The following is a 20284-nucleotide window of genomic DNA, read 5'->3' as shown; positions in this document are numbered from 1 at the left end:
TTTTTCCAGGGCGAAGGGGCAAAAAATTTTTCGCCCGGGGCGAATTTAACTAATCAATTGTTCTAACTTCCGACTTCCGACCTCCAACTTCCATTAATGCGCCGGCCAGCCGGGCGGTAGCCCGGGCACGTTCCCTTAAGGGGCCGACCATCCGGGCCAGACTGGCCCTGAACCCGGCAGGATCGGCCAGTACCCCTTCCACTGCCCGGCTCAAAGCGCCGTACTCCAGGCCGGCTGCCTGCCCCGCAGGCTGCAGCCCCAGCTGTTCCAGGAAACGGTCAATCTTCGGGTCGTAGCTTATTCCCACCGGCAGTACACCCATCACCGCCGCCAGGATCAGGGAGTGCAGCCGCATGCCGATGAGCAGCTCCAGGCAGGCAACCAGGGAAACTGCCTCACCAACGGTCAGCCCCCGGTCCAAAACGGCTGCCCGTTCCCGCATCATGGCGGCCACCTGCCGGCTCACGGTCAGATCTTCGGGGTATTGCAGGGGGATGAAAAGCACCCGGTAGCCCCGGCGGCAGAGGTCGTCGCACACCCGGGCCAGGTCCCGTTGCTGTTTCTCCCCAAAACCGGGCCATTCCCGCACCGATACTCCCACCACAGGTGCGGGGGTCCCGTAAACAGCTCCTCCTTCACCGGGAACCGTTCCTCCCTTATCCAAAGGGCGGGAGTTATCCCCCTGATCGGGAAGTTTGTCTCCCTGATCACTGCTAACCGGTGGTTCGAGAATACCCATCCTTTCCAGGATCTCCATCCCTTTCTCCCTATCCGCCCGGGCCGGGTCCAGACCCAGCACCGGGTCGGCGGTAACCTCCACCGGGGGCCGGGTTACCCCCATTTCCGCCAGGTCCCGGGCGGAATTTTCGTCCCGCACGGTGATGAGCTGTACATCGTTGGCCACCAGGCGCATCAACAGCCGGCCGGTTTTGCTTTTTACGGGGCCGATGCCCTGGGCGTAGAAAACCACAGGCTTGCCCAGGCGCCGGGCCAGCCAGACCACCCCCAGGTAGTAAACCAGGCTTTTGAGGCCGGTGACATCCTGCAACAGGCTACCCCCGCCGCTGAGCAGCAAATCGGCTCTGGTGAGGGCGCGGTAGACTTCCCCTACCCGCCAGCGGTTTACCGCCTCTACGCCGTAAAGGGCACTGGTTCTTTCAGGGGCATGGGAAAGGACCACCGGGCGGACGGTGGGACACACCTCCCGCAGGGCCTCCAGCAGGCTGTAGAGGACCGCCTCATCCCCCAGGTTGTCGAAACCGTAATAACCGGAAATGGCCACCACCGGCCCTTCACCAGCCGCCATAACTACACCCCCGTTTTCACCCGAGTTATTCTGCTGGAAGTATATGAAAAACCGTTATGACAAGGATGCGGTGCTGTCGGCGCGAAGCATCGGAGTGAACGAGGACCCAGCACTCACTGGGATTACTGGCTCTTCCCGAAACCTGATGTGTCAATTAAACCTGTAACTCCGGGAACAGAATCATATTTGGGTGAGTGCTGGGCCGCATCCAACCGGGGTCACTGACTATCCCCCGGGGAGAACCTGCGCCACCAGTGCTGGGCCAGGTTCACCACCAGGATGAGCGCCAGGCCCACCAGGATCCCCAGCCACAGGCCGTTGACCAGCCGCATCAGGGAAACCAGAAGCGGCGTGTGGATATGGGCAAAGGTGTTCACCAGGGAAACCTGGCCAATAGTCCCCAGCAACAGCAGGGGCAGGAAGCGGTTGTCCCGGTAGCCGGTGTAGAAGAGCAGCATCAAAGCGGGGTGACCGAGCAAAAATTCCTTGGTTCTCGGGCGCACCCCCAGGACGGCATCCAGGAATCCCCGGAACTTCAGCTCCAGGGCGGAGGTGGCCATTTGCCCTTCGTTGCCCGTACGCACGAGGTAAACGGCCAGAACCGCCAGGAGCAATGCGGCGAGGGCGGCCCACTTGACCAGCACCGGCTGGTTCAACGTCCTCTCCAGGCGCTTTCCAAAGGGTTCTGCAGGGCCGGACAGGAAGAAAAACACCCCGGCCACCAGCACCAGAGGCGCCAGGTGGGCCAGCTTAACCCCGCTAAACTGGTCCAGCTTGAGCATGAACCCGGCATCCGCCAAAAAGCCCACGGTAAAAAGTGCACCCAGCAGGGAAGCCAGGGTGGTGCGCAAAAGCATGCCCGCACTTTCCAGGGCGGGGGCACCCCGGGCGCACACGTTGGTAATTAGAGCCAAACTGGGGAAAATGATCACCGCCGCCAGGGCCATGAGCTTGCGCGCCGGGGACGGAGCCACAAATAATATTCCTGCCCAGGCCGCCACCGCCAGGAGCAGCAACCACAGTTCCCCCCGGCGTAAACCCAGGCGCCCGGCGAGCAAAAGGCCGCCGGCAATAACCCCCAGGCCCATGACGAAGAGATTGGCGCGGGAGACGGGCAGGGCCGGCAGGGTGGAAGCCTGCCCCACCACCAGGCCTTCCCGCTGCAAACTCTCTTTCAGGCTGCTTATATAATCGAGGTTTTCCTGGAGCACGTCCCGGACTCCCGCCCCCGGGAAGGGCCGCACCAGCAGTACCCGCATGTTGCGTTCGGCGGCAGCCAGCCTGTAGCGTTCCAGTGCTTCGGCCGGGGTGTAGCGACCCATGTCCCTGGGGGAAATGCTGTGCAGGCGCACCACATCCTTGTCCAGCAGCACCCCCAGCTTATCAAGGCCTTTCTGGGGGTAAAATTCAATCTGGGCCACAGGAACCCCCAGCTGGTCCACCACCTGGGCCAGCGCCCGCAGTTTCTGCGGGTAGCCGGGCAGGGTGTCGTCGTTAAAGGCCAGGGCTGAGAGGTTGGGGATCTCCTTTAAGGGCGCCAGGGCCTGTTCAATCCCCCTGGCGGTGGCCCCGGACCAGCTGCGCACCTGGACCATGGCCAGCAACCCGGCCCGGGCGCTGTCCTGCAGGGGACCGTCCGGAAAACCCAGGCCCAGCTGTGACAACAGGCCGGGGTCGGCAGAAGTGCGCACCACGTAAACCCCCGGCGCCGGCCGGTAACCCCGCGCTCCCGGGATCCTGGCTTCCAGCTGGACCAGCAGGCGCCGGAAGGTTTCCTCCCGGGAGGTGACCAGGTAGGTATCCCGGGTGGCTATTCCACCCCCGGTCCGCAGCTGTCCCAGCCAGGGGGGCGACATTAACTGCAGTTCCTGGCCGGTCATTACCGCTATTTCCCCCGCACGACGCAGCTCGTCCGCCGTGGGCTCTTTAAAGAGCACGGTGGTCAGCCCCTGTTCCCGGAAAAGGCGCATCACTTCCAGGGTATCCCGTCCCGACAGCCGGGCCAGGGCGTTCAGATCCTCGTAGGGCATGGCCACTTCCACGCTGCGAAAACCGGCCTCCACCCGGTAGCGCTGCCAGGCGGCCGCGCCGGCTGCGATCACACCCGCCAGCAACAGAAACACCAGCAACAGGGGGTACCAGCGTTGTCTCATAATATAACAGACCTCCAGCATAGACAAAATGTTCCCCGGAGGGGGCCCTTAAGTTACAAGCCTCCTGCGGGCACTGCAAGTGGTGCTACAGGAGGCGCACGGAAACCTTCACGGGTAAATATTCAGTGAACCAGGTTGGATGCGGCGCTGTCACGCGCCGACAGCGCCGCATCCTCCTCATAACGTTTTACTGAATTTTTACCACTAACTGGCACTTCCGTTGGGAATGGGGATAATTTCCATGACCGCGCCGCTATCACCGCTCTGTTTTCCGTTATTTGGGACAAGCACCTTTTGTTTTTCACCCGTTTTTGTTCGCGCCGCAGGCGGAGAAGAGCTGCCGTCACCGGTCTCTCCACCGTTGCCCGTATGGCCGGCGGGAGGCGGGGCGTTATCCTGCCCCGGCATGCTGCCCCCAGGCGTATCGCCGATGGAACCATCCCCGGGCTGCGGCTCGCCATCCGGAGTATTCGCCTCCGGTGCAGGAGGAACCGGCGGCACAGCCGGCGCAGGCGATGCGGACCGGGTGACTGCCGGCTCACCGGCAGCAAGCTGGCCCGTCTCCGTCCTGCGCGCGGGCGGGCTGGAAGAAGGCCCCCCCTCGCTGACCGTGGACCCCTGTACCACCTGGGTCACCCGCCCCTCTTCAAAGAGGGCCAGGGCCACCTCATGGGCCTGCGCCGGGTCCACATACCAGTAGCTGACGCCCCTTAAATCCAAAAACCGCCCGGGCAGGGTCTGGGTGACGATCTCGGCCTGGTCGAAATACCGGGCCGCCTGGGCCAGGGCCAGCATCTGCTTGAAGCCCATGTTTGTTTCCACGCTCTTATTTATTTCCGGCACCAGGCGGGGCAGTTTCACCAGGGTGGACGGTTTCATCACTTCCGCGGCCAGGGCCTTTAAGAATTTCAGCTGCCTTTCCGTGCGGCCGATGTCCCCCAGGGCGTCCCCCCGGAAACGGACATACTGCAGGGCCTTGTCGCCATCCAGGCGCTGTACCCCCTTGCGCAGGTTGATGGCGTACTCACGCCCGTCGGAACTATCGTAGTGATACATGTTCCTTTCCACGTCGATGGTCACGCCGCCCAGGACGTCCACGATGTTCTTGAACCCTTCCCAGCGGGCCAGGGCGTAATACTGCACGGGCATCCCGATGAGGTTGGAGACGGTCTCGCAGGTCAGCGCCGGCCCGCCGTAAACGGCGGCAGCATTGATTTTATCCGTCCCGTGGCCGGGGATCTCCACCCGGGTATCCCGGGGTATGGACAACAGGGCAATGCGCTTTTTCTCGCCATCCACGTTGGCCACAATAATACTGTCGGTTCGCCCCACCTTTTCCCCGGGCCGGGCATCGGTACCCAGGAGCAGCACGGTAAAGGACTCCGGGGGCTGACTGGCCTGCGCCTCATTGTTCTCGGGACCGGCAGGCAATTCCGGCCAGCCCAAGCCAAGGTGGCCTGCGAGCAAATAGCCTCCCCCCGCCAGACAAAGCATTAATAAAAGCAGGAACAGGGGCTTTGGTCTCCACCTCCGCCTGCGTCTAACCATACCAACACCCCGCTTTTTTCCAGCCGGGTGATAAAGGCCGGCCTATTTGCCGGCCGCACCCCGGTACATGATAATCACGCTGGTCTGGGCACGCAAGCCCCGGCCGTCGGCCCTGGGAATGATGTACAGGTGGTTGGGAGCCACCGCCTTCCCGGCGGTCAGATTGGTGCCGGAGGTAACATCCGGTATCCCGCTGCCCGTGGGATCCACGGCCACTGCCTTACCGGAACGCAGGATAAATTCCATTCCCGCACCGCCGGTAAACTCCTGCCCGGCAGGTACGGTGGCCACCCGCCACTGGAAGTCCCCGCCGCCCTGCCTTTCTCCCAGGGCTTCGCGTACATATTTGGCCACATATTCCTCCACGAAGCTCTTGCTTACCAGGGGGTCGGCGTCAGAACCCGGTTCCCCGCCGACCGCCGCCCCGGCCAGGCGGGCATACCCCCCAACCGCGAGCAGCCCGCACAATAACACGGCTGCCACCACGGCAGGCCATTTTTTTCCCATTTGAATCCCTCCAATGGCCATAATTAATTTAAGGTTCGACAAAAGCTTTCTCTTTCCTGCCTGAGTTATCCCCACTTTCCAACTACCCTGTTCTGGCTCTCGCTCGCTCCGGTGAGCCTTAATCATTTCCCCAACCGCGCTTTCCGCCAGGCCAGCCAGGCAAAGCGGGGCAACACCAGCATGCGGCGCCAGCGGCGCGGTTCCCGGAGCAGCCGGCCCAGCCATTCCAGGTGGAGGCGCTGCATCCACACTGGAGCTCTGGCCACCCGGCCGGCAATCACGTCAAAACTGCCTCCGACGCCCATGGCCACAGGCACACCCAGGACCTCCTTGTGCCGGGCGATGAATTTTTCCTGTTTTGGGGCCCCAAGGGCTACAAAAAGCAGGTCTGGCTTTGCACTCCGGACTTGTTGCACCACGTCCCATTCGGTTGGGACCTTTGGGTTCTCGGGCAGGCCACCAGTGCTGTTGTTCGGAGAGTTACCCGGCGTATGAGCGGGCGACGTACCCACCGCTCCCCCCGCGGGTCCCTCTTCAGCCGGCCTGAAGTAGCCGTGCTGCGTGCCGGCCACCACAAGCCCCGGGTGTTTTTCCTGCAGCCGGCGGGCGGCCTCCTCCGCCACCCCCGGCGCCGCCCCCAGCAAAAAGACGCGCCAGCCTTCCCGGGCGGCCCTTTCCACCAGCGCCAGCATGAGGTCGATGCCCGTCACCCGCCCGGGCACGGGGGTGCCGGCCACCCCTGCCGCCCAGACGATGCCGATGCCGTCGGCGGTAACCAGGTCGGCCTGGTTAATTAAGGCCAGCAGTTCCGGCTCCTGCTGGGCACGGTACAAAATTTCCGGGTTTAAGGTAATTACCTGGTGAGGGCGTCCCGTGGCAATAAAGGCAGCCACTTTCTCCACCGCTCCGGCCAGATCGACCGCATCAACCCGTGCACCCAAGAGGTTGATTTGCATGGGCGAGAACTCTCCTTCTGGCAATAAACGTTAGCGACAGCCCAGTAGTGATTTAATTTCCAGCACTTCGAGGCCGTCAACAAATGAAAAATGGCGCCGGTTGGTCGTTAAAACCGGTACTTTTGCTGCCAACGCCGCTGCGGCAATAATAATATCGGCCAGTTCAATGGTAAAACCATTTTCCCGCAAGGACCGGGCCAGTTCACCCGCTTTTTCCGCCAGTTCGGCATCTAGAGGGATTACTGATACTCCTTCAAAAAAGCGGCGGGTTTTGCCTTCTTCCCCCGCCTTTACTCCTTGCCAGACTTCAACCAGGGTAACCGTTGAAACGGCAAGCTGCCCCCGGGCATCGAGCAGTTCGAGCAAAAGTTCTTTCATCCCGGGAAAGTTGCGCAGGTGTAAAATCACCGCGCTGGTATCCAGCAGGCAGCCTAATGTTCTGCACGCCGCCATGTTGATCTAACCTCACGTACATATTTTTCTACATCTACAACAGTTTGCAGTTCAGGGTGGTTTTCATCGGACCAGGCACCGGCGCTTTCTTTAATCGCCCGCCGGCTTTGTTCACGGGAAACATATTCCCTCATTCCGGCAGCAATAAAGGAACTTATATTTGTAGTGAGGTTTTTCATCTGGTCAACAAGATCCTTGGGCAGGGTAATCGATAACTTTACAGTTTTCATACCCTTCACCTCCTACCTTATAATACTACCCGTTAGCCCTACCGTCAAGCAACCCTATCCACCCCTGGCATCCTTCCCCTTCTTTCCCAGAAACAGCGAAAGTGGTATGGCCACGGCCACCATCACGGCACTGACAATGAAGGTATCGGCAATGGCGCTGGCCATGGCCTGCCGCTGGGCGGCCAGGCTGATGACGGCCAGGGCGCTATCCCCGGACAGGGCCAGGGCCTGCTTGACCTGCTGGAGGGCTCCATAAGCCACCGGGGAAGTCCAGGAAAAACCGTCGGCCAGCCAGCTGAAGTGGTAGGCCTGGCGCTTTGTCATAACGTAAGTGAGAAAGGCGATGCCCAGGGAAGCCGAAACCTGGCGCACCAGGTTGTTAAAAGCCGACGCCCGCCCGGAAAGCCTGGCCTCAACGGCCTCCATACCCGCCGTGCCGATGGGCATCATGGCCAGCCCCATACCGAGAGACCGGTACACCATCATCATCTGCAGCCAGTGTGTGGAAATGTCCAGGTTTATTTTATGAAGTTCCCACGTGGTATAGGCAACCACCGACAGCCCCACCAGGGCCAGCGGCTTCGCCCCAATTTTATCGTACAACCGGCCGCTGATGGGCATCATCAGGCCGCTGGCCAGTGCTGAAGGCATAATGAGCAAACCCGTCTGCATGGGTGTTAAACCCAGCAGGTTCTGGGTAAAAATGGGGACCAGGAAAAGCCCGCCGAAAAGGCCGATAGTCACCACGGCCGTGGTTAAAAGGCTGGCTGCAAACACGGGATTCGCCAGCAGCCGGACGTCCAGCATGGGTTGTTCTTCCTGCAGTTCCCAGAGCACGAACAGGAGCAGGAAGAAGAAGGCCGCCGCCAGGAGGGTAACGATATACTGGGAAGTCCACCCCTTGTCCTGCCCTTCGCTTAAAGCCAGCAGGACGGCAAAGCAGCCGGCCCCGCACAAAAGACAACCCACCAGGTCGAACCTGGCTTTCAGCAAGGGGGTTTCCTTCAAAAAAACGGCGGCAAGGAACATACCCAGCAAACCAACCGGCAGGTTGATTAAAAAGATCATGTGCCAGGAAAGTTCATCCACCAGGTAGCCGCCCAGGGTGGGGCCGATGGTGGGGGCCATCATGGCCGATATCCCCCAGATACCCATGGCCATACCCATCTTTCCCCGGGGAACGACTTTAAAAAGCATGCCCATGCTGATGGGGACGAGCATCCCGCCCCCCACGGCCTGGCATACCCTGGCCACCACCAGGGAAGTGTTGCTCCACGACAGGCCGCAGAAAAGGGAACCGAGGGTAAAAGCCGCCAGGGACAGGATGTACATGCGCCTGTACCCCAGGACGTCCCCCAAATACCCGCTGACCGGAATGACGACCCCGGAGGTGAGCAGGTAGGCGGTTAAAACCCACTGCACTTTATCCGTGCCCACGCCAAAAACGGCCATCAGCTTGGGTACGGCCACGTTGACGATGCTCCCGTCCAGTATGGCCATAAAGGGACCGATGACCAGGATGAACAATTCCCGCCAGGGAAACCCGTTTCCTTCAGAAACGGCCGGTTTAGCCTTGGACATGATCATACAACCCCCCGCCCGGTCACCGGATATGAATCTTCACCCGGGCATTGGTGCCTACTTCCACATAATTTTCGGGATACTCGTCAAATACGATCTTCACGGGCACCCGCTGCACCACTTTGGTAAAGCTTCCGCCGGTGTTGGCGGGCAGCAGGGAGAAGGTGGAAAGGGAGGCCCGCCCTATGCGTGCCACATAGCCCGTGAATTTGTGCCCCGGCAGGACATCCAGGGTGATGTCCACCTTCTGACCCGGACGCACCTTTTTCAGGTCGGTCTCCTCGATATTGGCGGTGATATAGAGGGCTGACGGATCCACAACCATGATAACGGGCTGTCCCGGGGCGGCAATTTCACCCACATGGGCCACCTTTTTAACCACCACGCCGCTTACGGGTGACCGCACCACCGCAAGGTCAATGTTGGCCCCCGGGGGGAGGGTGGTGTCGTCCAGGCGGGCAACGATATCCCCCGCTCTGACCGCCTGCCCCTCTTCCACGTTTATCTCCAGCAGTTTACCGGACACCTGGGGACTCACCCGGTAAATATCCCCGTCGATACGGGCATCTTCGGTAGTAACGTAGTAGCGGTTCATATGCCAGTAGTAAAAGGATATGGCGGCAAGGACGGCCACCATCACCGCGGCCACGGCCAGCATAGCCTTTTTGTTTCTCATCCCGCACTCTCCCTTCTCTCTCTCTGGATTCCGGCCTCCAACTTATTTCCCACTTCCGACCTCCAACCTCTAACCTCCATTTACAGCCTCCAGGCGGGCGGTCCGTCTCCCGGCCCACCGGGCCTGCCAGCGCTCCTTCCAGTCGTCCAGGATGGTGTAAATCACGGGTACCAGCACCAGGGTGATCACGGTCGAAAAAGCCAGCCCGCCGGCCACCACCGTGGCCATGGGCGCCTGCCCCTCGGAGCCCTCGCCGATGCCCAGGGCCATGGGCAGCATGGCCAGGATGGCCGTGAGCGCCGTCATCAGGATGGGGCGCAGGCGGGTGGGACCGGCCTTCAAAATGGCCTCCCGGCGCTCCAGGCCCCGCCGGCGCAGGATGTTGACGTAATCCACAAAAACTATGGCGTTTTTCACCACTATGCCCACCAGCATGATCAGGCCGATGAAGGCAGGCACGGAAAAGGTACGCCCGGTAACCAGCAGGCTGAAGGTAACCCCCACCATGGTTACGGGCACGGAAAACATGATGATGAAGGGGTACAACACTGACTCAAACTGGGCCACCATCACCAGGTAGACCAGGACCACCGCCAGCACCAGGGCCAGGCTCAGGTCGCCGAAGGTTTCGGCCATCTGTTCCTGCTCACCGCCGAATTCCACGGTGTATCCCGGAGGCAGGGAGAGGCCTTTCAACCCGGCCTGGATATCCTTGATCACACTGCCCAGGTCCCGCCCCGCCAGCTGGGCGGTAACGGTTACCACCCGGGTCTGGTCCTGCCGGTCAATGGCGTGGGGCCCCCGGGTTTCCACTATTTCCGCCACCTGGCTTAAAGGTACGGACGCACCGGTGGGGGATAAAATGGTCAGGGTTGATAAATCGGGCAGGCGGGTGACCTCACCATCGCGAAGCTGCACCCGGATGTCCACCTCTTCCCCGCCGGTGCGGTAGCGGGTGGCCACAGTGCCTTCAACGGCCGTGCGCACGGTGGAGGCCACCTCGGCCGGGGAAAGCCCGCAGGCTGCCGCCCGGTCCCGGTGAACCAGCACCTGCACCTCGGGGCGGCCCTCCTGGAGGCTGCTGGTCACCTCCCGGGTGCCGGGGACGCGGCGCACCACCTCCGCCACCCGGTCGCCCAGACGGGTGAGGGTGGCCATATCATCGCCCCGCACCTGGATCTGCACCGGGGCGGTGCCGCCCATCATCCCGCTCTGATCTTCCATGGCGCTCACCTTGATTTTGGCGCCGGGAATATCTTTAAACCTCTGGCGCAGTATTTCCGCCACCTCATCGGCGGTCACACTGCGCCGGGACTTATCCACCAGCTGGAGGATAATCTGGGCCACATCGGTATTGCTCTCGCCCCACATGCCCTGCATGCCGGTAAAGCCCACACCGGTAAACACGCTCTCCACCCAGGGGTCCTGCACCATTTTCTCTATGCGCGTGGCCACCCGGTTGGTCTCCTCCAGGGAGGTTCCCCGGGGCATTTCCACGGTAATGTTTACCTGCCCCTGGTCCATGGAGGGCATGAACTCGAAGCCCACCAGGGGAAAGGCCGCCAGGCTCAGGACAAAGAGCGCCGACACGATGATGATTACCCGCCGCCGGTGGTTCAACGCCCACTCCAGTAACCGGCGGTAGGCGTCATTTAAATTGTTGAACCAGCGCTCCGACAGTTTGTAGAGCTTCCGCCAGCCCCGCAGGCCGGAGGCGGCACTGCCCGGCGAAGCGCTCCCTTCCGGTACCGGCACCGCTGGCTCCTCCTCAAGGTGGAGCCAGCGGCTGGCCATCAGGGGCACCAGGGTGAGGGCTACCACCAGGGAGGTAAAAATGGCAAAGGATACCGTCAAAGCCAGGGGAGTAAACAGCTGGGCCGCCAGGCCCTTCACAAAAACCACGGGCAGGAAGACGGCCATGGTGGTCAGGGTGGAAGCAATGACCGCCCCGCCCACCTCGCCGGTACCCACCCGGGCGGCCTCCACCAGGCCGTAACCCAGCTGGCGGTGGCGGTAGATGTTCTCCAGCACCACGATGGCGTCGTCCACGATCAGGCCGACCCCCAGGGCCAGGCCGCCCATGGTGATCAGGTTGAGGGTCATATCGTTAAAGTAAATGAGCACAAAGGTGCCGATGATGGAAATGGGAATGGACGTGGAGATGATCAGGGTGCTGCGCAGGTTGCGCAGGAAAATCCACATCACCAGCATGGCCAGGAAGCCGCCCACCAGGATTTCCTTCACCACGTGGTTGATGCTCCGCTCAATGAATTCCGACTGGTCCATGACCACGTCAAAGCGGACCCCGGGCAGCTCCTTCTTCAATTCATCCAGGGCTTTGTGCACCGCCCGGGCCACCTGGACCGTATTGGCGCCGCTCTGTTTCTGGATATATACCGACAGGCCGGGCTTGCCGTCCACCCGGCTGAACTGGGTGATCTTTTTGTGCCCGTCCTCCACCCGGGCCACATCCCCCAGGTGCACCGGGTGCCCTCCCGGAGCACCCACCACCACCCGGCGCACCTGGTCCAGATCCCGGAACTCCCCGGTCACCCGCACCAGCAGATCTTTCGTGCCTTCCTGCACGGTGCCCCCGGAAACATTCAGGTTTTCCGCCGAAAGGGCCTGGGTCAGGCCGTTTAAGGTCAGACCGTACCCGGCCAGCCGCTCCGGGTCCACCAGCACCCGGATCTCCCGCTCCAACCCGCCGGCCGACCAGACGCTGGCCACGCCGCCGACCCGCTCCAGCCGGGGTTGAATTACATCATCGGTAAGCTGTTTCAACCGCCGGGAATCTTCAGAGGACAGTGCCAGCTGCATGATGGGCATCATGTTGGGGTCCATCTTGAAAGTCATGGGTGTCTTGACCCCCGACGGCAGGTACTGCCGGATGATATCCACCTTTTCCCGGATCTGCAGGGCGGCGTAGTTCATGTCCGTGCCCCAGTCAAACATGAGGATAATGGTGGAAGTACCCATGCTGCTGGTGGACCGGATGGTATCCAGGTTGCCCACCGTGGCCAGGATGGACTCCAGGGGCCGGGTGACCTGCTGCTCCACTTCCTCCGGCCCCGCCCCAGGATATTCGGTGACCACCGCGGCCACGGGCAGGTTCATTTCGGGCCACAGGTCAATGGCCAGGCGGCTTAAAGAAACGCCGCCCAGGATCAGCAGTACGGTTACCAGCACGGCCACCAGCATGGGGCGCTGGATGGATACATCGGTAATTTTCATTCAATAAACCTCCTGCGAAAGCACGGCGAGAATTAAAAAATTCGCCTTTAGCACGGGGATGACCGGCGCCTTTGGAACCGTGTATTTCCGGTTGGCCCCGTTTATTTCGCCGGGGCACGGGCGTCGCCGGTGACGGGGGCCGCGCCCGTGACGGCGGAGCCGGCCCCCGTCAGTTCTTGACCGTCACCCTGGCTCCATCCTGCAGGCTCTCCTGGCCGGCAGTGACCACCTCTTCCCCCGCCTCCAGGCCGGAAATAACGGCAATGTACCTGCCGTCCGATTCTCCCGCCTTGATCTCGCGGCGCTGGACTTTGCCATCTTTAACCACCCAGACGAAATCCCGCTCCCCGTCCTTTACCAGAGCCTCCCGGGGGATCAGCAATTGCTTTTGCCCGCTCGAGGGCAGCTGCACCTCGGCAAACATACCCGGTTTTAAGAGGTGTTTGGGGTTGTCAATCTCCACCTTTACGGGGAACGCTTTTGTCACCGGATCGGCCGCCGGGGCGATACTGGTGATCACGCCGGTAAAGGGCTGGGCCGATACGGCGCCGATCTTCACCTGTACTTTTTCCCCCTGCTTCAACTGATTGATGTGATCCTCGCCGACGGTGGCCTTGACCACCACCCGGTCGATGTTGGCCATGGAAATTACAGGCATGGTGGACGCCATCTCCCCGGGATTCACGTTCCGGGCGGTAACCACGCCGGTAAAGGGCGCCCTGATGAAACTATCCTCATAGCTCGACCGGGCCAGGGCCAGCTGCGCCCGGGCGCTGGACAATGCCGCCTGCTGCACTTTAACCATTGCCTGAGCCTGTTCCACCTGCGCAGGGACAGTGCCCTCAACTGCCTGCCTGGCCTGCTTGTAGGGAAGCTCGTACTGGCTCTCAAAAACGGCCGGGGAAATGGCCCCGGCGGCCAGGAGTTCTTTAGCCCGGTTGTAATTGGCTTCGGCCACGGCAAAGTTGTCCCGGGCGTTCTCCAGGGCTGACCGGGCCGACTTTAACCCCGCTTCCGCCTGGGCCAGAGCCGCTTCGGCCTGAGCTACAGCAGCCTGCGCCTGGGTCACCCGGTCGGCCAGGTCTTTGTTCTCCAGGGTAACCAGCACCTGCCCGGCGCTAACCCGGTCCCCAACATCCACGTGCACTTTGGCCACCTTGCCGGGCACTTTGGATACGATGCTGGCAGTTTGAACGGCATCCAGTTTGCCGCTCACAACCGCCCGGTTGTCCAGCAGTCCCATGGCTGCTTTGGCCGTACTGACCACCGTGGGACCCGCATCAGCCGGGGCGGCTGCCTGCTTTTTCCCGCATCCGGCGGCCGCCAGGACCAAGGCCAGCATTAAAGCCGCCAGGGCAATTTTTCCTACACGCATTCCTCTTCACTCTCCCCAGGTAAATACTCTCAACCATAGCCGGCAGTCGGGAGACCCCCTCTCATACGGGCATCCCCCCAACTTTCCGGGATTGATCGTCCGTTTCTTTTGCCCCAATTACTCCGCTTTGGGGGCATTGCTGCCGTCCCCGGAAGAAGCTTCCAGCTCCGTACCCCTGCTGTGGCCGGACCTTCCCCCGGCGCCTCCCGCCCCCTCCCGTATCAAAATGGACAGCAATTTCTCGTAGATTCGTACCAGTTGCTTCACATCTTCTTCCGGAAGCTGGCCCAAATATTTTTCCATCACCCGCCTTCTGGTGGCCAGGCAGGAACGCACGACCTCCTCCCCTTTGGGCGTCAGTTCAAGCCACACCACACGGCGGTCATCATCATCCCGGCGGCGCTCCACAAAACCCGCCCGGTGCAGTCTGTCCACCAGCGCGGTGATGGCACTCAGTGATACCCTCATATCCCCGGCCACCTCGGACACACTCATGCGCCCACGCCGGAAGATGCGCATGAGCACAATAAACTGGCTCCCGGTCAGGCCCTCCATCAGGTGGTGATCCAGCTCGGCATGAAGCCGCCTGGCCACCTGGTTGAACACCTCTTCCAGCCTGTCCAGCCAGGCGGATAATTTTTGATCGCTCACCCCCGTCACCTTCCCGTCGAAAAAATTAACGCCGCAAAAAGTTCACCAAGTTAAGTATATGGACACAAGGAAGACCTTGTCAACAGAAAAATGGAGAGGCTGCGCATTGAACGGGTCTTTACCTTTCCTGGTCTACCGCTACGGGCCCGGCCGCAAGTCAGCCTTCATCTGCGAGCCGTGAAGCGGGGAAAAGAGGAATACCTGTAGCAATGCTGTTCCGCCATACGGTCATGGTTCGCCGGTTCACCCACAACCGTACCCCAAGTTATAAACCCCTGCCCTTTTGGTGGACAGGGGTTTTTCATCACTGCCGCGCTAACCCTGAGCATTTCCCGAAGCACCGCTGCCGCCCGCACCGCCGCCGGCGACGGCCAGGCTGATGTAGGCCCAGGGCTTTTCAAAGGCCAGCTTGAGGTAGGCGTGCTGGCAGGCTATCTCCAGCGCCTTTTGTTTCGCCTCCGCCAGGGCCGCTTCGGCGGCCGCCACCTCGGCCCGGGTGGCCATACCCACATCGTATTTCACCTTCGTCACCCGCAGGTTTTCCTCGGCGGTTTTTACCCCCTCCTGCAGGGCCTGGTAGGATTCTTCCAGGCTTTTGGCATTGTAGTAAAGGGACCGGGTTATCTCCTCCATCATTTTCCTGGTGCTTGCGGCTTCCAGCTCGGCCTGCTCGACTTCTATTTTTCTTACCTGGTAGGGCCGGTACTCACCGGTATAGAACATCATGTCTTCATAGTATTTCTGCAGCGTCACCTTCTCGTTGGCCAGCCAGACGGTGGGGCTTTCCGCCACAATCCGGCCCACCTCCACATTTACATCGGGCACCTCCAGGGGGGCGAAATTCACCCCGTCCACCAGCACCGGACGGTCCTGGGGCCACAGGCCCACCAGCCGGTTGAAAGAGGCATAGGCGTTGTCGAGATCGTTTTTCGCCGCTTCCAGGGCTGCTTTAGCCCGGGCCAGCCCGGCTTCCGCCGCCACCAGGTCGGCCTGCGGGATCATCCCCACCTGGAAATTGGCCCGCGCCCTGCGCAGCTCCCAGTCGGCTTTTTTCAATCCTTCTTCCGCCGCCCGCACCTTTTCCTGCGCCTTCAATACATCCCAGTACTTTTTGCACGCGTCCAGGGCCACCTTGTCCTGCTCGGCGGTTAAACTTTTCTTGGCCATGCGCCAGGTCAGGTCGGCGGCCAGGAGGTTGCTCCAGGCTATTTCCACCTTCGGGTTGCCCGGGGGCGCCGTGGGCACGTAGTCGAGCTGGTCAGCCCTTTCCTCACGCCACTCATAGGTACGATCGATTTCTTTTTCCGCCTTTTTCACCGATTCGCTGTGCGCCAGGGCCAGGGCTACCGCCTGGTTCAGGGTCAGCTCGGGCGTGGCCGGCTCTTTGGCCCAGGCAAAAGGTGGTACGAGCAAAGAAGCTATGAGGATAAGCACTGTGAGAATGCGGCCCAAGTTCAAGCCCTCCTTTTTCCTGTCCGGTTTCAACTGGTTAAATTATTGTTAAACTGTTTAACTAATTTTCACCACCAGTATACCCCTGGCAAACAGGTGCAGTCAAGGTTTTTTCGTCCTCGGGGACCATGATTTTCACAAAAGTTCAAGAAAATACCCCGCCCTTATGTGGATAAAATCAAGTCCCTCGATGAATATGCCCTGGGGCTGATTCTGGATAACATCTTTGAAATAAACACTCACTCCGACCTGGAGGAGTACCTCTAGCGATGGACACCCTTGCCTTTGGCCAGCAAACCCGTACTGCCTCGCCTGCAGTAGATTTTTACCACCAAGTTAACGCCCATGCCGGGTGCACATCGAGTAGGAGGGGGCGGCTAGTCCCCTCCTCTCACACTACCTTATCAATTATTTTCAATGAGGTTGACCTTTGCCTTTTTTGTTCCTTCTCGCCATATTTATTTCCAGCGCTTGTTTCGGAGGTTCACTTCACAAATTTTTCGGTCCGTAATAAGCATCAAGAAATTCTTTAACGCCCTTAATAAATTTTTCTGCGTTATCTATTGCCAATTGAGCTTCCTCTTTGGTTACGAGGTAAAAATCGTCATAATCACCGGCCTCGCGGAGATCCCTGGCGCTTTTAAGAATCTTACTGTCCCGGACCACATTGGCAGCGAAAGGTGCCTGCCAGGTTACCATCCGGTTAAATTCTTCAGCATTGTAAATATTTAGCGAAATATCTATACCGTGTTCCAGATCTGCATCGACAATGAAATCGTATATCTTGTCACGATCAATTTTATGACGGTCATTGACTAAAAGGAGAATGTCTATGTCCGAATCCGGCCGGGCATCGCCCCGGGCTTTTGAACCGTAAAGGATTACTGATCGAATTTGCTTCGGGTAAATATCATTAAGGTAAGCAACGAACTGGCGCAATACTTCCTTCTCAACTTTACTTAAATTCAAGAAAAATGCACCCCTCTGGTTAATTTATTACAAGATTATACCATATCCTGTCAGCAGGAGCAATATAATCGCGGTGGTCCTTGAAGACCATGATTTTCACACCATTCCATGGGAACGAAGCCCTGGTGGTTTTAACACACTCCTTTATTGAAGTTCGTGCGAACAGGTCCCTGCAACCCCTGCTCTGACATACTTTTTAAGCACTTTTCTTAGACCGCCAACAGGGAATAGACCACCGGGATAACCACACCGCCACAATAGTTACTGCTCATCGACCGGAAAAAAGAAGAGTTTTTGAGAGAGTGCGTGGAGACCATTGTCCACGCCCCGTTAAACATCGAGGAGAAGCGCCAATCCCTGCTCAGGGCGGAAATTTTCGCTGGACTTGTCTTTGATAAACCGGTCATTGAACAAATCTTCCGGGAGGTGGAAAAGATGCTGAACATCGAAGAGTCGGCCGGCTACAGGAGAATTTTTGAAAAAGGCATGGAGAAGGGTATGGAAAAAGGCCGGCAGGAAACCCTCAGGGAGAGTGTTTTGAAGCTTTTGCATAAAAAGTTCAAGAAAATACCGCGCCCCTATGTGGATAAAATCAAGTCCCTGGATGAATACGCCCTGGGGCTGATTCTGGATAACATCTTTGAAATAAACACTCTCTCCGACCTGGAGGAGTACCTCTAACCGTCACCTTCATCCCGTAATTATCCCGTACCCTCCCCGGTCGGCGCCCTTTACACGTACCCGGTCCCTCCCCTGCACCCGCTTTTCGCCGTGCCCGCTGCATCTTACCGCCGCGGCTCTCCCTTAACGTGTTCAAGCCGACCACCGCCATCCCTGCCGTTTTCAGTACCCACTGGGTTATGGAAAGGGCGAAGGAAAAGGGAATAATCGTGGTTCAGAGCTTCGAATGGTTGTAGCCGACAAATAAAAATTAGCAAAAGAAAAACCGGGCCGGAATCATCATGGGTTCCAGCCCGGTTTGTTTTAGAAGCTTACAGGGTCATCGTGACGGTCTGCTCGGTGGGATCCCAGTTGACCTGGGCACCCAGGGCCTGGGCGACGTAGCGGAAGGGCAGCATGGTCCGGCCGTTGGTGATCTCGGCTTTAACGTCCATGTTGATAGCCACGCCGTTGATCAGCATGACGTTGCTGCCGATGGTGAACTGGACGACCTTGTCGCCCTTAATCAGGGTCACCTTGCCGCCGCTGTAGAGGATGTTGTCAGCAGCCACACCCACGGCCTGGGCGGAGTACCGCACGGGGACGTAGGTCCGGCCGTTCTTGATGTACGGGGCCACATCCATGGTCTGCTCCACGCCGTTCACGGTGAACTTGGTGTCGCTGACTTTGAACACCACGGTAGACTTCTGCTCACCGGGAGCAGGGGTAATGCAGTTCGCCAGCTTCACTTTAACTGCAGTGCCAGTATCAAATTCGCCAGCTTCAATTGCATTCGCATCATCACCGTTAGCACGGGTGTTCTCCACTACTGCCAAGCCGCCAACCTTAACCATTAGATCCCCTTCGGGGACAGTCCGGTCTAGCGTCAGCTTGATGCCATAAACCCTAATGGTGCTGGGCTTGGTGCTCTCGGACTTTACTGGAATCCTGAACACTGCATCGTTGTCCGTCAACCGGGCCTGGTCTGCCTTGAGCTCCAGGTCTCCCGATGTTACTTCGACCTTCGGAGTCGCGGCAAACTTTACACCCGCGGGCAGAGTAATGGTTATCTCACCATCGCCACTGCGCGTTGCACCGCTTATATTCTTTTCAACCTTCTGCTCAATTGCGCCCTTCTTGGCCTCGGTGATTACCAGGTCTGGTGCGGACTGGTTCTGCACACCAATCTTCACGTCCGCCACTTCGGCCTCTGCGCTCACGGGTACTACAGCTTTAGCGATCACAAGTTTGGTATTTGCCGCCCCAGCGCTGGAGATAGAGGCTTCGATGTCGCCCGACTTATTGCCCTCGATGCTCAGTTTAAGCTTGAACTCAATCTTGCCGGTAGTACTGACATCACCAGCATTACGGGAAATTGTAACGTCGAAATCGCTGTCTTTGCCATCCACGGTGGGCGCCGAAATGTTCAGGTTGCCACCGCTAACGCTCCAACCATCGATCCCAATAATCTTCACCCAGTCGGGCAACTCAACTCTCAGTTTGCGGCCGGTGATCAAAGAATTTGGTACTGTTTCCTCGATGGTAATCTTTTCGGTCGTCTGGTCGTCAAACTTACCGGCCAGGAGCTCCTTAACTTCCTTGACCTTGACGGTTACGCCCCATTCAGCGTATTTCGCCACTACAACGTCAGTCGAGGAAATGTCCTCGCTGGAAACCGTCACCGTCACGTCGCCATAGGCTGCACCGCTCAGGGCCTTGATTTTGGGTGTCACGTAGATGGTGCCACGCTGTGTCCGGGATGCCGGAAGAGTTATTGAAACGGTTAAGGTCCTTCCGTCTACGCTAGGAGTACCTACGACACCTCCTGCGAAACCACCACCCAGAGTAATATGGCTGGAGGTTATTCCATCCCACTCGAAGTTGGCAGGCAACTTGAGTGTCAAGTTCTCAGAAGTACCAAGCGCGCCCACCGCAGCTTCGTCGATCCTGATAATGCCGCCCGTGCCCGACTCGCCGATTGTTTCCACACTCTCGGCCACAACGGCGGCCTTGTCCCCGCTGACGCGACCGATTACCAGCGTACCACCAGTTACCGCCGAATCACGCGGATCAATCGTCAAGGTGATGTCACCAGTACCGCCGTTGACATCAATAGCCGGCTCGATAATGATTGAATCAACCTCGGCATTACTCGTACTTCCGCCAGGGAGAACAATTTCAAGTGTCTGATCACTGACTTTCAGAGGAGTTATTGGGGTCTCAGTGGTAGCATAAACAACCTTAACTGTCGTATTTCCCGACCCCACAAGCCACTTCATGGGGCTTGGCAGGCTCACTCTGAACGTGTCACCGTCTTTAAAATCAGTTTTAAAATCGCTGTCTTCTTTAATGGTTACGGTATTACCTAGCTTGCCAGAGAACGTATCACTTACCCCTATCACCCGGTCCACGCTGTTAAGACTCTTCGCCGCCGCCGGTCCAACCATCGGCACCAGCAGGGTCGCCAGCATGGCCAGGGTGGCCAGGATGGCAATCAGTTTCCTGGACTTACGCATCCAGTTTTAACCTCCTT

Annotated in this window: 16 protein-coding genes; 1 reads left to right on the top strand and 15 read right to left on the bottom strand. The window is 59.2% G+C overall.

The genetic code is table 11. From position 1 onward, the window contains the following. Positions 1–49 precede the first annotated feature (49 nt). The 14 genes from csaB to D7024_RS00825 form a co-directional block, all read right to left on the bottom strand. Positions 50–1306, bottom strand: coding sequence for a polysaccharide pyruvyl transferase CsaB (csaB, locus tag D7024_RS00890; protein ID WP_121450135.1), 1257 nt, complete (start codon positions 1304–1306; stop codon positions 50–52). Between the two features lie 218 nt (positions 1307–1524). Further along, positions 1525–3459, bottom strand: coding sequence for a DUF5693 family protein (locus D7024_RS00885; RefSeq protein WP_121452399.1), 1935 nt, complete (start codon positions 3457–3459; stop codon positions 1525–1527). A 204-nt stretch (positions 3460–3663) separates the two neighbouring features. After that, positions 3664–4926, bottom strand: coding sequence for an LCP family protein (locus D7024_RS00880; RefSeq protein WP_243113642.1), 1263 nt, complete (start codon positions 4924–4926; stop codon positions 3664–3666). Between the two features lie 123 nt (positions 4927–5049). Further along, complete coding sequence (locus D7024_RS00875; protein ID WP_121450133.1) at positions 5050–5514, bottom strand: hypothetical protein; 465 nt, start codon at positions 5512–5514, stop codon at positions 5050–5052. A gap of 122 nt (positions 5515–5636) precedes the next feature. Next, positions 5637–6470, bottom strand: a complete 834-nt coding sequence (locus D7024_RS00870; RefSeq protein WP_121450132.1) for a WecB/TagA/CpsF family glycosyltransferase — start codon at positions 6468–6470, stop codon at positions 5637–5639. Positions 6471–6500: 30 nt separating this feature from the next. Then, positions 6501–6923 (bottom strand): PIN domain-containing protein, encoded by a 423-nt coding sequence (locus D7024_RS00865; RefSeq protein WP_121450131.1) that lies wholly within the window; start codon positions 6921–6923, stop codon positions 6501–6503. After that, on the bottom strand, positions 6902–7153 hold the full coding sequence (locus D7024_RS00860) for a type II toxin-antitoxin system CcdA family antitoxin (protein WP_013824370.1): 252 nt from the start codon (positions 7151–7153) through the stop codon (positions 6902–6904). The genes D7024_RS00865 and D7024_RS00860 overlap by 22 nt, the downstream gene beginning before the upstream one ends. 54 nt (positions 7154–7207) lie before the next feature. Next, entirely contained in the window at positions 7208–8734 is a 1527-nt protein-coding gene (locus D7024_RS00855) for a DHA2 family efflux MFS transporter permease subunit (protein WP_121450130.1), read from the bottom strand. Between the two features lie 22 nt (positions 8735–8756). Beyond that, complete coding sequence (locus D7024_RS00850; protein WP_121450129.1) at positions 8757–9410, bottom strand: HlyD family secretion protein; 654 nt, start codon at positions 9408–9410, stop codon at positions 8757–8759. Positions 9411–9479: 69 nt separating this feature from the next. Continuing rightward, a complete protein-coding gene (locus D7024_RS00845) occupies positions 9480–12644 on the bottom strand; it encodes an efflux RND transporter permease subunit (protein WP_121450128.1) in 3165 nt (1054 codons plus the stop codon). 169 nt (positions 12645–12813) lie between these two features. Then, positions 12814–14019, bottom strand: coding sequence for an efflux RND transporter periplasmic adaptor subunit (locus D7024_RS00840; protein WP_121450127.1), 1206 nt, complete (start codon positions 14017–14019; stop codon positions 12814–12816). A 117-nt stretch (positions 14020–14136) separates the two neighbouring features. Further along, complete coding sequence (locus D7024_RS00835; protein WP_121450126.1) at positions 14137–14670, bottom strand: MarR family winged helix-turn-helix transcriptional regulator; 534 nt, start codon at positions 14668–14670, stop codon at positions 14137–14139. Positions 14671–14985: 315 nt separating this feature from the next. Continuing rightward, on the bottom strand, positions 14986–16122 hold the full coding sequence (locus D7024_RS00830; RefSeq protein WP_243113641.1) for a TolC family protein: 1137 nt from the start codon (positions 16120–16122) through the stop codon (positions 14986–14988). Between the two features lie 489 nt (positions 16123–16611). Further along, positions 16612–17091 carry a nucleotidyltransferase domain-containing protein gene (locus tag D7024_RS00825; protein ID WP_121450124.1) on the bottom strand — a complete coding sequence of 160 codons (480 nt, stop codon included), beginning with the start codon at positions 17089–17091 and terminating at the stop codon, positions 16612–16614. Between the two features lie 294 nt (positions 17092–17385). Here D7024_RS00825 and D7024_RS00820 point away from each other — a divergent pair, with 294 nt between their 5' ends. Then, entirely contained in the window at positions 17386–17772 is a 387-nt protein-coding gene (locus tag D7024_RS00820) for a DUF4351 domain-containing protein (protein ID WP_243113640.1), read from the top strand. Positions 17773–18083: 311 nt separating this feature from the next. Here the strand turns inward: D7024_RS00820 and D7024_RS00815 are convergent, their stop codons facing one another. Further along, positions 18084–20267, bottom strand: a complete 2184-nt coding sequence (locus D7024_RS00815) for a copper amine oxidase N-terminal domain-containing protein (RefSeq protein ID WP_121450122.1) — start codon at positions 20265–20267, stop codon at positions 18084–18086. Between the last annotated feature and the right edge of the window lie 17 nt (positions 20268–20284).

It is taken from the genome of Desulfofundulus salinus (assembly GCF_003627965.1).
Lineage (GTDB): Bacteria > Bacillota > Desulfotomaculia > Desulfotomaculales > Desulfovirgulaceae > Desulfofundulus > Desulfofundulus salinus.
The sequence above is the reverse complement of the archived record's forward strand: the minus strand, read 5'-3'. Positions and strand labels throughout refer to the sequence as shown.